This window comes from Enterococcus sp. 6D12_DIV0197 (assembly GCF_002174385.1).
Taxonomy (GTDB): domain Bacteria; phylum Bacillota; class Bacilli; order Lactobacillales; family Enterococcaceae; genus Enterococcus_D; species Enterococcus_D casseliflavus.
Window position 1 is genome coordinate 527,282 of sequence record NZ_NIBN01000001.1, and the last position, 13,911, is coordinate 541,192.

The 13,911-nt window shown below is 45.2% G+C and carries 13 protein-coding genes; all 13 read left to right on the forward strand.

Annotation, left to right across the window (positions count from 1 at the left end; all coding sequences use genetic code 11):
- The first annotated feature begins 9 nt into the window (after positions 1-9).
- The 13 genes from mutL to A5867_RS02650 all read left to right on the forward strand — a co-directional run bounded on the left by mutL (position 10) and on the right by A5867_RS02650 (position 13,898).
- Positions 10-2,118, forward strand: coding sequence for a DNA mismatch repair endonuclease MutL (gene mutL, locus A5867_RS02590; protein WP_087626800.1), 2,109 nt, complete (start codon positions 10-12; stop codon positions 2,116-2,118).
- Entirely contained in the window at positions 2,115-2,675 is a 561-nt protein-coding gene (locus tag A5867_RS02595; protein ID WP_087626801.1) for a Maf family protein, read from the forward strand. The genes mutL and A5867_RS02595 overlap by 4 nt, the downstream gene beginning before the upstream one ends.
- Positions 2,676-2,677: 2 nt before the next feature.
- Positions 2,678-3,076: a GFA family protein gene (locus A5867_RS02600; RefSeq protein WP_087626802.1), complete on the forward strand. Its 399-nt coding sequence runs from the start codon at positions 2,678-2,680 to the stop codon at positions 3,074-3,076.
- A gap of 88 nt (positions 3,077-3,164) precedes the next feature.
- Positions 3,165-3,596 (forward strand): peptide-methionine (R)-S-oxide reductase MsrB, encoded by a 432-nt coding sequence (gene msrB / locus A5867_RS02605; protein ID WP_008376288.1) that lies wholly within the window; start codon positions 3,165-3,167, stop codon positions 3,594-3,596.
- 181 nt (positions 3,597-3,777) lie between these two features.
- The gene (gene ruvA / locus A5867_RS02610; RefSeq protein ID WP_005232405.1) at positions 3,778-4,368 is read left to right on the forward strand and encodes a Holliday junction branch migration protein RuvA; all 591 of its coding nucleotides are present in this window, start codon (positions 3,778-3,780) and stop codon (positions 4,366-4,368) included.
- Between the two features lie 14 nt (positions 4,369-4,382).
- Positions 4,383-5,384, forward strand: a complete 1,002-nt coding sequence (gene ruvB, locus A5867_RS02615) for a Holliday junction branch migration DNA helicase RuvB (RefSeq protein ID WP_060792407.1) — start codon at positions 4,383-4,385, stop codon at positions 5,382-5,384.
- A 352-nt stretch (positions 5,385-5,736) separates the two neighbouring features.
- Complete coding sequence (locus tag A5867_RS02620) at positions 5,737-6,648, forward strand: ABC transporter permease subunit (protein ID WP_005232388.1); 912 nt, start codon at positions 5,737-5,739, stop codon at positions 6,646-6,648.
- Between the two features lie 11 nt (positions 6,649-6,659).
- Positions 6,660-7,541 carry an ABC transporter permease subunit gene (locus A5867_RS02625; protein ID WP_005227173.1) on the forward strand — a complete coding sequence of 294 codons (882 nt, stop codon included), beginning with the start codon at positions 6,660-6,662 and terminating at the stop codon, positions 7,539-7,541.
- Between the two features lie 14 nt (positions 7,542-7,555).
- Positions 7,556-9,157 carry a sugar ABC transporter substrate-binding protein gene (locus A5867_RS02630; protein WP_010748650.1) on the forward strand — a complete coding sequence of 534 codons (1,602 nt, stop codon included), beginning with the start codon at positions 7,556-7,558 and terminating at the stop codon, positions 9,155-9,157.
- A gap of 298 nt (positions 9,158-9,455) precedes the next feature.
- The gene (locus tag A5867_RS02635; protein WP_016609537.1) at positions 9,456-10,058 is read left to right on the forward strand and encodes a DUF624 domain-containing protein; all 603 of its coding nucleotides are present in this window, start codon (positions 9,456-9,458) and stop codon (positions 10,056-10,058) included.
- Complete coding sequence (locus tag A5867_RS02640; protein WP_016609538.1) at positions 10,051-10,971, forward strand: acetylxylan esterase; 921 nt, start codon at positions 10,051-10,053, stop codon at positions 10,969-10,971. The genes A5867_RS02635 and A5867_RS02640 overlap by 8 nt, the downstream gene beginning before the upstream one ends.
- Positions 10,962-11,741, forward strand: coding sequence for an endonuclease/exonuclease/phosphatase family protein (locus A5867_RS02645; RefSeq protein ID WP_087626803.1), 780 nt, complete (start codon positions 10,962-10,964; stop codon positions 11,739-11,741). The genes A5867_RS02640 and A5867_RS02645 overlap by 10 nt, the downstream gene beginning before the upstream one ends.
- A 6-nt stretch (positions 11,742-11,747) precedes the next feature.
- The gene (locus A5867_RS02650; protein ID WP_087626804.1) at positions 11,748-13,898 is read left to right on the forward strand and encodes a glycoside hydrolase family 3 N-terminal domain-containing protein; all 2,151 of its coding nucleotides are present in this window, start codon (positions 11,748-11,750) and stop codon (positions 13,896-13,898) included.
- Positions 13,899-13,911 lie beyond the last annotated feature (13 nt).

A 13,911-nucleotide genomic window follows, 5' to 3' on the forward strand; every position in this document is an offset into this window, starting at 1 on the left:
GGTCAGCAGATGGGAAAGATCCAAGAGTTATCCGAACGTCTGGCGAACCAAATCGCGGCAGGAGAAGTCGTTGAGCGACCGGCTTCTGTCGTCAAAGAATTAGTTGAAAACGCCGTGGATGCCGGCAGTACCCAAATCGATATTTTTATTGAAGAAGCGGGCTTGCGTAAAATCCAAGTCATCGATAATGGCGAAGGAATTGCAGAAGAGGATGTCTTGACTGCCTTTAAACGCCACGCCACCAGTAAAATCCACAATCGGGATGACTTGTTTCGAATACGTACCCTCGGGTTTCGCGGGGAAGCTTTGCCTAGTATCGCTTCGGTTTCAATCCTCTCGATTGAAACGGCAGTCAAAGGCGCCCAACAAGGCTCCTTTGTGCGCTTAAAAGGCGGCGCTGTTGAAGAGCATCTGCCTGCCAACTTGCGGCAAGGAACCAAGATCACTGTGGAAAACCTCTTTTACAATACACCGGCACGTTTGAAATATGTCAAGACGCTGCAAACGGAACTAGCGAACATCGGCGATATCGTCAATCGGATCGCCCTGAGCCACCCAGAAGTGGCTTTTCGTCTCGTTCATGAAGGCAATAAGATGTTGAGCACCACTGGAAGTGGGCAGTTAAAACAAACCATCGCAGGGATCTACGGGGTGGAAACCGCCAAAAAAATGATCGCGATCGATACTGAGGACCTCGACTTTAAAGTCACTGGCTTTGTGTCACTGCCAGAAGTCACCCGAGCCAGCCGCAACTATTTATCCACGATCATCAATGGTCGTTATATTCGCAACTTCGCTTTGAATAAAGCGATCGTTGCTGGTTACGGATCAAAATTGATGGTCGGTCGTTTTCCATTAGCTGTCCTTGAAATCAAAATGGACCCCTTATTAGTCGATGTCAACGTTCATCCGACTAAGCAAGAAGTTCGTTTGTCAAAAGAAGAAGAATTGACCAAGCTAATCAGTAAAGCCATCAATGAGGCGCTGCGGGAAATCAATTTGATTCCTAACGCGGCTGACAATCTGCGTTTTAAGAAAAAAGTTGCCGATCAGCCAAAAGCCCAGCAGCTTGGCTTGGAACTGGAGTCAGCAGGAAATTCGACTTCTGGGTTGTCTTATAATCGCGAAACAGGGAAATTTGAGGTGCAGGGCAACACTTATCAACAGACTGTGGATAACTCTGTGGAAAAACCTGTGGAGGAAGGTGGAAAACTTCCAGAAATGCCACAGGAATCTAGCGACAACCTTTTGGAAGAAACCGAGGAAACCTTTCGCAGTTTGGAAGAGACGCTGCCAAATAAGCCTGTCCGAAAACCATTTGTGGAAGGCCAGACGGAAACAAAAGCGTCGCTGCCAGAAGCGCCAGTCTTTCTCCCAGATGAGACGCCAGAGCTTACGGCGCAAGATCTGCAAAGTCAAGCGACTCTGCATCCTGAAATGCATGGGGATGACCGCAACTACCTAAAAACGGTCGAACGGTTGCTGGAAGAAGAACCAGCGAAGGAGCGTTTTCCCCAATTGGATTATTTTGGGCAGATGCATGGGACCTATTTGTTTGCCCAAAGCGAGGCGGGGCTTTATATCGTCGACCAGCATGCGGCGCAAGAACGAATCAAATACGAGTATTACCGCGAAAAAATCGGCGAAGTGACCAATGACCTGCAAGAATTGTTGGTGCCGATCGTTTTGGATTATCCCAACAGCGATGCACTGCAATTACAAGAACAAAGCGACAAGCTGGCAGAAGTCGGGATCCATCTGGAATCTTTTGGGATCAATAGTTTCATCGTCCGAGCGCACCCGACGTGGTACCCTAGCGGTGAAGAAGAAGGCATCATCCGCGAGATGATCGATATGTTATTGACGACAGGAAGTGTCAGTGTCAAAAAGTTTCGTGAAGCAACCGCGATCATGATGAGCTGCAAACGATCCATCAAAGCCAATCACTATTTGAATGAAGCACAAGCTAGGATCTTGTTGCAAGATTTAGCGAAATGCGAGAATCCCTTCAACTGTCCCCATGGTCGTCCGGTGCTGATCCATTTCACCAACAGCGACATGGAGCGGATGTTCAAACGGATTCAAGATCCTCATCGAGCAAGGAGTGGCATGGAATGATTATTTTGGCTTCACAGTCGCCGCGGCGCAAAGAATTATTAGCAGAGTTAGTCTCGGAATTTGCGGTCATACCAGCAGATATCGACGAGTCGGTCCGACCAAACGAAGCTGCGATCCCTTATGTCCAAAGGATGGCAGCAGAAAAAGCGGCGGCTATTGCGCAAACCTATCCTGAAGATCTGGTGATCGCGAGCGATACGACGGTCGTGGTGGGTGAAGAAATCTTAGGAAAGCCAGTCGACCGTAAAGATGCTCGGTCGATGTTGCGAAAAATGAGCGGACATACCCATTGGGTGCATACCGCCGTCGTTTTGCAAAAAGGCAAACAGCAACGCCAAGCAGTGGTTTCGACGGAAGTTGTGTTTCGTCCTTTGACGGATCAAGAGATCGACAAGTATCTTGCCTTAGATGAGTACCAAGACAAAGCGGGCGCCTATGGGATCCAAGGGGCAGCCAAAATATTTGTCTCATCGATAAACGGCGATTTTTATACGATCGTAGGATTTCCTGTCGCTACGGTCTATCAGTTGTTGCAAGAGTTTACGGAGGAGGAATAAGGATGGATGTTTCTGGTAGTTGTCTTTGCGGCAAAGTCACGATCAACTTGACGGGAGTTGCGAAAGAAATCACGGTTTGTCATTGTAGTCTCTGCCAGAAATTTCATGGCGGACCGATGTTTGCTCTTGCGCCATGCGCTGAGGACCAGATGACTCTTCAAGGAGCGAAGTGGCTGCGACGTTACGATTCTTCTGAGTGGGCACAGCGAGGATTCTGCAGTCAATGCGGCTCGAGCCTGTTCTTTTACCTCAAAGAAGCACACACCTATTTTTTTGCGGCTGGGTTGTTTGGCAACTTGCCAGAAGCTGTCTTAACCGAAGAAATCTATACAAAAGACCAACCGCATTTCTACCACTTTGCGGAACCAACGACTCGTTGGCAAAAGCTGCAAAACCCTTAAACAATTTGAGCAAGTCATTTTACATTCGCTAAGAAAAAAGGCATGATAGAGCATACAGGATGAGTCTAGAGGAAAAGCAGGTGAAAAAATGACAGATAAAAAAGAATTAAAAGAAAAATTGTCGCCGATCGAATATGCGGTGACCCAAGAAAATGCAACCGAACGCCCCTTTACTGGCGAGTATGATGATTTTTATGAAAAAGGGATCTATGTTGATATCGTCAACGGAGAACCATTGTTTGCTTCTACTGATAAATATGACGCAGGTTGTGGCTGGCCGTCCTTTTCGAAACCGATCAGTCGCCAAGATATTCAAGAAAAAGCCGATTTTTCTCACGGCATGCATCGGGTAGAAGTCCGCAGCAAAGAAGCTGACTCTCATTTAGGACATGTTTTTTCAGACGGTCCTCAGGACAAAGGCGGTTTGCGCTATTGTATCAACTCGGCAGCATTGAAGTTCATCCCTTTAGCAGAAATGGATGAAAAAGGCTATGGCGAATTCAAATCACTCGTTGAGTAAGTATTAGGAACTGTGTGCGAAAAAAAGACGCAGCAGCATGTCTCGTTTGAAAAAATGCGACTGAAACAACGGTTTTTCCTCCGTTTGTTTCCTGCTAAGCCTTTTCCTTCGTTCACAGTCCTTTTTTTGCCCTCTCGTCTGTGCTACAATAAAGGGAACATATGTACAGAAAGGAAAGCACATGTACGAATATATCATAGGAAAAGTAACGGATATCTTTCCGGCGTATATCGTCGTTGAGACCCATGGCATCGGCTATCAGATCGCTTTTGGCAATCCGTATTCATTTAGCGGCAAGTTGAACCAAGAAGTAAAAATCTATCTGCACCAAGTGATTCGTGAAGATGCTCATAGTCTCTACGGCTTTGCCACGATCGAAGGCAAGCAGTTGTTTTTAAAATTGATCAGTGTCTCAGGTATTGGACCAAAGAGTGCGTTAGCAATCATGGCCAATGAAGACCATACAGGGTTGATCACGGCAGTCGAAAATGGGGACGTCAACTATTTGACTAAGTTCCCAGGTGTCGGTAAAAAGACGGCGCAGCAAATGATCCTAGACTTGAAAGGCAAAGTGGCTGAACTGGTTGGAGAAGAAGCGATCGTTCCTCTAAGCGTAGCAACGACTGCTTTAGATGAAGCGATGGAAGCCTTGAAAGCATTGGGTTATAGCGAAAAAGAAGTCAAGAAAGCCGAAAAACAATTAGCGGCGAATACCACAAAATCGACGGATGAGTACTTGCGGGAAGCTCTCCGATTGATGATGAAAAAGTAAGGAGCAAGTAGACGATGGATGAACGAATTGTTTCGCCAGAAAGCACTGAACAAGAAGAGATCATCGAAAAATCCTTGCGTCCGCAAACCCTTGCGCAATATATCGGACAAGACAAAGTCAAGCAGGAGCTTTCGATTTATATCCAAGCGGCGAAAAATCGAGAAGAAGCGTTGGATCATGTCCTCTTATATGGTCCGCCAGGCTTAGGGAAAACAACGATGGCAATGGTGATCGCCAACGAGATGCAGGTCCAAATCAAGACGACCAGCGGTCCTGCGATCGAAAAACCAGGGGATTTGATTGCGATCTTGAATGAGCTACAGCCAGGGGATGTTCTGTTTATCGATGAGATCCATCGCTTGCCTCGTGTCGCCGAAGAAATGCTTTATTCGGCAATGGAAGATTTTTATGTAGATATCATGGTGGGGCAAGGGACAACGGCTCACCCAGTTCATTTTCCACTCCCGCCATTTACCTTAGTCGGCGCAACGACGCGGGCGGGGATGCTCTCGGCGCCACTACGGGATCGCTTCGGGATCATTTCTCATATGCAATTTTATGAAGACCATGATTTAAAAGAGATCGTGCAGCGGACTGCGTCGATCTTTGAAACGGATATCGTGGAAGAAGGGGCGATCGAAATCGCCCGCCGGTCCCGAGGCACTCCACGGATTGCCAACCGGTTGCTTAAACGAGTTCGCGATTATGCGCAAGTGCAAGCAGATGGATTGATCGATCGCACCGTTGCTGACCAGGCATTGGCGCTTTTGGCAGTCGATCATGCTGGCTTGGATTATATCGATCAGAAATTGATCCGCACGATGATCGAATTGTATCAAGGCGGCCCGGTGGGATTAAGTACGATCGCTGTCAATATCGGGGAAGAAACCGAAACAGTGGAAGATATGTACGAACCGTTTTTGATCCAAAAAGGATTTTTGAAACGCACCTCGCGTGGGCGGATCGCAACGCCGTTAGCCTATGACCATTTTGGCTATCCCCAAAGAAGTGAATAGAACGAAGCAGCAATCAACGATGGTTGCTGCTTTTTTGTGTTTTTGGTGAAACGTTTCTTTTTATTTTTTAATGATTTCTGAGAATCAATCGATGTTGAAAAAATGCAATATTTGTGAAATTTGATTAAAAGGAAATGTTTGGAAAAAAGATTTCTTTTGAAAAAGCTGATATAAAAGCTTTTGTATTTGTGAGAAACCCAACGAAATTTGTGAAAAAAGAAATGCTGAAAAAAATAATTGGAAAGGCTTGCATTTTCGATTGGCAGCGGATATAATCTTTTTGTAGAAACGTTTCACCAAAATGTGGAGATATACGTAGTGTTGCGAGGATAGAAAGAAGGAGATTTTGTGTATGAGTAAACTGCAAAAGTTTTATAGTCAACGACAGCTTCACTGGATGGTTTTTCCCGGCGTGGCATTTATGATCGTATTTAATTATATTCCGATCTACGGAATTATAATCGCTTTCAAAAACTATACGGTGATTGACACGATTTCATCAGCACCATGGGTCGGGTTAGAGAATTTCCGTATCATTATGAATGACAGTTTTTTCTGGGAAGCGGTTAGAAATACGTTAGCCATCAGCTTATTGAAATTAGGTTTAGGTTTTGCGATCCCGATTGTGTTAGCCATTATGATTTTTGAAATGCAAGATGGCCGCTTGAAGAAATTTATTCAAACGGTTTCATACATTCCCCATTTTTTCTCATGGATCGTGCTAGGTGGGATGATGATTTCTTGGCTGTCAACGAACGGCTTTATCAACCAAGTGCTGATGTCTGTAGGATTGATGGACAAAGGGGTCAATCATCTATTGGATCCAAGCAAATATTGGTGGATCGCGGTCCTTTCTGATCTATGGAAAGAAGTCGGCTGGGGAACGATCCTTTACTTGGCAGGTATGTCGCGGATCGATCCAACGTTTTATGAAGCCGCACGAATCGATGGTGCCAGCAAGCTAAGACAGATTCGTTCAATCACATTGCCATTACTGACACCGATCATCTCCTTAAACTTGATTCTGAATGTGAGCGGTATCTTAGGGTCAAACCTAGATCAAACATTAGTTTTAATGAATTCACAGAACCAAAACCGTTCAGAAGTCATCAACTCCTTCGTTTATAAAATGGGGTTGACGCAAGGTGATTTCTCTTATGCAACTGCTGTCGGCTTGGGGATCGCGGTCATTTCTGTCATCTTATTGGTGATCACGGATCGAGTGACCCGCAAGTTGAACAACGGCAATTCAGTTATCTTATAGGAGGAAAAAACATGATCAAAAGAAAAGCAAAAGAAAACACGTGGTTTTACTTCTTCAATACCGTGATCTTGATTTTATTCTCATTGATGATCATCGTACCGATTTGGAATATCTTGGTTTCCTCCGTGTCTTCTAGTTCTGGATTAGCGGGCAACGGCCTCGTGTTATGGCCCAAAGGCTTTACCTGGGAAAACTATCGGAAAGTTTTTTCTGACGCAAGTATCCCCCGTGCCTTCTTGATCTCAGTGTTAAAAACGGTTCTTGGGGCTGCGACCCATACCTTGTTTTGTGCGATCGTGGCTTACGGATTGAGTAAATCACGCTTGGTCGGCCGCAACATTTATACAACGATGGGGGTCATCACCATGTACTTCAGTGGTGGGATGATTCCAACGTACTTGCTGATTCGCTCGCTAGGATTACTGGATTCTTTCTGGGTCTACATTATTCCAGCTTTGTTCAGCTACTATGATGTCGTGATTTTAATGAACTTTTTCCGTGAGATTCCGCCTTCACTCGAAGAATCGGCGAAGATCGACGGTGCAAGTGAATTCCAAATCTTCTATAAAATCTTCTTACCATTAACGAAACCGGCATTGGCAACCATCATCTTGTTCAACGGGGTTGGCCAATGGAACGATTTTATGACAACAAAACTGTATATCACAAAAGAGTATCTCTATCCGCTGCAAATGAAGATTTATGAAATCATCGTCCAATCCAACTTGAGTACGATGACTGAAAGCGGTAGTACCGACTTTATCGTCCAAGCAACGACCCGTGGGGTTCAGTTGGCTACGATCGTCATCACGACAGTGCCAATTTTAATTATATATCCATTGCTTCAAAAACACTTTATCGGCGGTATGATGGCCGGTGCAGTAAAAGAATAGAAAGAGGGATAGACATGAAAAAAGTAGTAGGCGGTTTATTGGCAGCATCAGCATTACTCAGCTTAGCAGCATGTGGCGGCAGCTCAGACAATGCCAGCAGTTCGGATTTTTCTATCAAAGATCGGTATGAGTTAGATGAAAAGACACCAGCATGGAAACTCGATACCAAAGAAGAACCAACCAAGATCACATGGTACATCAATTCAGACTGGACAGCTTTGCCATTTGGTGAAGATGTGACGACAGCCCAAATCAAAAAAGATTTGAACATTGATATTGAATTTATTTCAGGGGATGATTCGAAATTAAACGCTTTGATTTCAAGTGGTGATATGCCTGATATCGTGACGTTGATGGATAAAACCAGCCAAGCAGCCACAAAAGCTGATAGCTGGGCATACTCATTGAACGATTTAGCGGAACAATACGATCCGTATTTGATGAATGTCGTGACCGAAGATACCTTCAAATGGTTTGCTTTAGATGATGGCAAAACTTATGGCTATCCAAACTATTCCAACACAGCAGCAGACTACGAAAGCGGCAATATTCCCGTCAACGACAACTTTGTGATCCGTGAAGATGTCTATGAAGCATTAGGCAAACCAGATGTTTCGACGCCAGAAAACTATGTGAAAGTCATGAAAGAAATCAGCGAGAAATTCCCTGATTTGACACCAATGGGCTTCACAACGATCGGCGAAACAGCAGGACCATTCTTAGATAAATTGCAAGATTTCTTAGGTGTTCCATTAGAAGATGAAGATGGTGCGTTCTACGACCGTAATTTAGATGAAGAATATATCTCATGGTTGAAAACCTTCAATCAAGTGTATCGTGACGGCAACATCAGTGATGACAGCTTTACCGATGACGGTCCAACCTATGATGAAAAAGTAAAACAAGGGGACTATGCAACGATCTTAGTCGCAGGAACGAGCGGACAAGGTGGGAACTTCACTGAATTCATGAAAAACTCTGACACACGCTACATCGCAATCGATGGCCCTGCCAGCACGTCTGGTCGTGAAGCAACCTTGAACCAAACAGGAATCTCTGGCTGGTTGATCAACTACATCACAAAAGATGCGGCGGATCCAGCAAAAGTAACCCAACTCTTCACGTACTTGATCGATGAACCAGGACAAATTTTGACAAAATTCGGTGTTGAAGGCGTGACGTATGAATACAACGATGAAGGCAAAATCGATTACTTGCCAGAAATCAAAGAAATGGAACAAACCGACAACGAAGGCTACAACAAAAAATATGGTATCAGCCGTTTCAACTACTTTAACAATGACCGTGTCAATGCAATGAAAGTCAAAACCGAAAATGCGTTGACTCAAATGCAAGAGTGGGGCGAAGGCAAATTGTATCCACACTTTGTGATCGAAAATACGGATCCAGATGCTGGAACTGCTGAAGCACGTTCAAACACAGCCATCAAAACCAAAATCAACAGCACGATCATCTCATTGATCCGTTCAAAAGATGAAGGAACATTTGACAGCACACTAACCGACTTTGAAAGCTTCTTAGATTCAAACAACTGGGATGCAATCAAAGACATTAAAACTGAAAAAATGGCCGAAAACCGCGAACGACTAAAATAACCCCCATAGGAGAGGAAAGGAAGCCAAAAAAAAGACCTTTCCTCTCCTTTGCTTTGAAACACAGGTTTTGCGCGCACTTTGCGCAAAATCTGATGTTTCAAAGTACTAGGCGATCGCAGGGAGCGTAGTGACCGTACAAAGAATCACTGCAATTGGCTCACGTAGTGAGACATGCAAGCTGCAACCTACAACCCAGAAAACTGTACGTTGAGAAACGACCCAAATTCACAAGAAGGCAAGAAACAAGTTTACGTAGCACCCGCAGCACAAATCAGCAAGTTTTGATTGGAGGATCATAATGAATCGACTATTTTCTTATGAAGGATGGTACTATCGGGTCTTTGCTTTTTTAGCAGATATGATCATTGTTAGTTTTCTCTTTATGATTCCAGCAATGACGCTGATTCTCGCAGGACCAGCATTGATCGCGCTGTATCAGACGATCGATCAATTGTACAAGGAACGGGATGTCCCGATTTGGCAGCGATACAAGCAAGCATTCTTAAGCAACCTCAAACGTGGGCTCTTCTTAGAAGGTCTTATTATTGCGTATGTCGCTGTCTTTGCTGGGTTGATCTATTCCTTGATGATGATTACACCTTACTTTGGCGTTTTAGCCGTGATCCTCGTCAGCTTGGCTGCGCTGTATCTCGTCGTGTTCGTTCTCTTGTACAGCTTGTTTGCCCAATCATTGCAAGAAACAGCAAAAGAAACGGCCTATGCGGTTCTTAGCAGTACGGCGAATGCGATCATTTTATTGGTGGTCCCCATTCTTGTCTTTGTATTGTGCAGCAAAGTGAACCTATTCTTATTTGTTTGTTTAGGGATCTCAGGCTCAGCCTTTGTCCAAGTGTTGTTTTTCAATAAAGTATTAGCGAAGGGGGAAGAGACAAATGACTGAATCCACAGCGACGGATCGATCCTATTTTTGGGCTTCGGTCCAACAAGAACTTGACACCCTTCCGCTAGCCTTTGAAAGAACCAAACAAGCGCCTTTGCTGAAAGGGATCGATTGTTTTACGATTTCTTTTCAAAGTCTTGGTAATGAAACGATCTATGGGCATCTGCTGCTGCCAGAACAAGCGGCAGATTGTCCAATCGTGATTGATTTTTTAGGCTATATGAATCATGTGCAAGAACCGTTCCAATTTGCTCATTGGTTATTGATCGGCTGCGGCTGTCTTGTCATCGACAATCGCGGGCAAGGGGGACGCACGCAAGATCAGGTTCCCTATGAAACCACGCAGCATGAAGCACCTTTTGGACGCGGCATCTTGAAAAAAGAAGATTTTTATATGAAGCGATTGGTCGCAGATAGTTTGCGCACACTAGAAGTCCTTCAACAGATACCGGAAATCGATCCGCAGCGCATTATTTTAAGAGGCGGCTCACAAGGAGGCGGCATCGCCTTATTGGTCAACGCATTAACGAACGTCCCGATTTTTGCGACGTTTGCCGATGTGCCAAGCCACTCCAATCTTGTCCATCGGATCGAACAAAAAACAGGAAGTTACCAGGTGATTCAAGAGTATATCGAACAATTTCCAGAAACGCGGGAAACGATCTATCAAGTCATGAGTTATTTTGATTTGAAGTATTTTGCTCATCAGATAACTGGTCCTGTTTATACATCGGTCGGCAGTGCTGATCCCATCTGTCCCATGGAAGATTTCTTCGTTTCCTATAAAAAGATTCCTGGACCGAAAGAATTGCGTATTTACTTAAATAAAGGGCATGGCGGCGGCGAAGCGAAACAAATCCGACGTGAGATGCAGCAAATCACAAAATTACTCAAAGGAAATGAATGCAGATGAAAGCAGCAACCTACAATCTACGAGTCGATACCGACTATGACCAAGAATGGCAATGGCACTATCGATCGGAGGCGGTCTGCTCCTTGATCGATTACTACGACTGGGATGTTCTGGTGATCCAAGAAGCTCGTCCCAGCCAATTTGCAGATTTAGCAAAGTTAGCGCAGTATGCTTCCGTCACGGCTGAACGTGACGGTGATGGCTTAGGAGAAGGCATCGGACTGTATTATCAAAAAGAGGCTTTCGAGTTATTAGATTCAGGTTCGTTTTGGTTGTCATTGACACCGACTGAACCAAGTATTCATCCAGAAGCTGCGTATTCACGCTTATGTGTTTGGGCAGTCTTGCAGGAAAAAAAGAATCCGCCGTTTCTTGCTATCACGACTCATTTAGATAATATTTCAGAAATGGCTCGTTTTGAAGGGATGAAAGTGATCCTTGAGCAGCTGGCAGATCAGATCGAACGCTATCCTGTATTGCTGATGGGCGACTTGAATGCGGAGCCAACGGAGCGGGTGCATCGGTACTTAGAGCAGCATTTTCAAAATGCCAAAGAACATGGACAAAAGCCCCATCATGGGCCAAAAGGCTCCTATCAAAACTTTATTTATACGTTACCATGGCAAGAACTAGAAGAAATTGATTATATCTATACGAAAGGCTTCACGGTGGTCAAAACCGCCTGTCTAACGGATTCTTGTGATCGTCGTTTTCCCTCCGATCATTTCCCTTTAGAAGCAGAAGTCCAATTTGAAGAAAGCAAAGGATGAATAAAAATGGAACAGCAGAAATTAACCGAACTACTTTTAGAAATGACCTTAGATGAAAAAATCGATCAGTTGCTGCAACTGGCAGCGGCTTTTTATTCAGATAAAGCAGAAGAGAAAACAGGTCCGATGGGCGACTTAGGACTGACACAAGAAAACATCAACAATGCGGGAACAACGCTAGGTGTTTCTGGTGCAAAAGAAGCGATCCGCGTCCAAAAAGAGTATATCGCCAATAACCGCTTGAATATCCCGACGATATTGATGGCGGACATCATTCACGGCTTTCGGACGATTTTCCCGATTCCATTAGGATTAGGTAGTTCATGGGATTTGGCAGCAGCGGAGAAAATGGCGGAAGTATCTGCCAAAGAAGCAGCTGTTTCTGGCTTGCATGTGACCTTTTCACCGATGGTGGACTTAGTAAGAGACCCACGCTGGGGCCGTGTCATGGAATCGACGGGGGAAGATCCTTACTTGAACAGTCGCTTCGCTGAAGCCTTTGTCAAAGGCTATCAAGGGGATGATCTGCGAACGGATTTCAACCGCGTGGCTGCTTGCGTCAAACATTTTGCGGCTTACGGTGCGGCTATCGGTGGTCGCGATTACAACACGGTCAATATGTCAGAACGCCAACTGCGAGAAAGTTATTTGCCAGGCTATAAAGCAGCCCTTGATGCTGGTGCCAAGCTGGTGATGACCTCCTTTAATACGGTAGACGGCATTCCAGCAACGGCCAATCGCTGGCTTTTCCGCGATGTTTTGCGAGAAGAATTCGGGTTTGAAGGCGTTGTGATCTCTGACTGGGCAGCAATCAAAGAAGTGATCGCTCATGGCGCAGCGGAGGATGAAAAACATGCCGCTGAACTAGCCATCAAAGCTGGGGTCGATATCGAGATGATGACGACTTGCTACACCGATAACTTGAAAGAGTTGATCGCAGAAGGCACCGTTGAGGAAGCCTTAGTCGATGAAGCGGTGCTAAGAATCTTGACTTTAAAAAATGAGCTGGGGCTATTTGAAAATCCATACCGCGGCGCTGATGAAGCCGCTGAAGCAGCCAATGTTTTGTCTCAAGAACACCGAGAGATCGCCAGCGATATCGCAAAGAAATCAATGGTGTTGTTGAAAAATGAAGGTGTCCTGCCGTTGCAGAAAACCGAAAAAGTCGCGATCGTGGGCCCAGGTGCTCACTCCCGTGATCTATTAGGTGCTTGGTCTTGGCAAGGGAAACAAGAAGAAGTAGTGACTTTAGTGGAGGGTGCCCAAGCCTTGGGTGCGGATCTTTTGATCGGTCAAGAGCCCTTTGATTATTTTGCACCGTCTGAAGCGGCGATCCAAGAAGCGATCGAATTAGTGAAGGCAGCGGATAAAGTGGTCCTAGCGCTAGGAGAGCAGGAATGGATGAGCGGCGAAGCTGCCAGCCGCAGCGACATTCGTTTGCCGCAAGCCCAATTGTCCTTGGTTGAAACCTTGAAAGAATACAACGAGCAATTGATCGTAACTCTTTATAACGGTCGTCCTCTTGATTTGCAAGGTGTGGATGCAGCCAAAGCGATCGTCGAGGCTTGGTTTCCTGGAACCGAAGGCGGAAACGCACTTGCTCAGATCCTGTGGGGAGAATACAATCCAAGCGGTCGCTTGAGCATGTCATTCCCAGAAACCGTTGGACAAGTTCCTGTGTATTACAACGTTGACAATACCGGTCGTCCTTATGAAAGTGCACCGGATGAAAAATATGTCTCGAAATATTTGGATGTCTCCAATTATGCCAAATATCCATTTGGGTTTGGCTTGAGTTATAGCCCAGTTGCGTATTCTGCGGTGACGTTGGATCAGCCGACTATGACCAAAGATCAAACGGTCACGGCTTCCATCACTGTTACGAACCAAGGAACAGCAGCGGTCTGGGAAACGGTCCAATGCTACATTCGCGATTTAGTCGGTGAAGTGGTTCGCCCAGTGAAAGAACTGAAAGGCTTTAAGAAAATTTGGCTAGAGGTTGGCGAATCAGCAACCGTTCAATTTGAGATCACGGAAGAACTGCTGCGCTATGTCCACAGCAACCAACAATTAAGCAGTGATCCAGGGAAATTCCACATCATGATTGGTGGGAACAGCCGAGACACCCAACAAACAACCCTGCAATTAGTTAGGTAAGATAGGAAGGTTT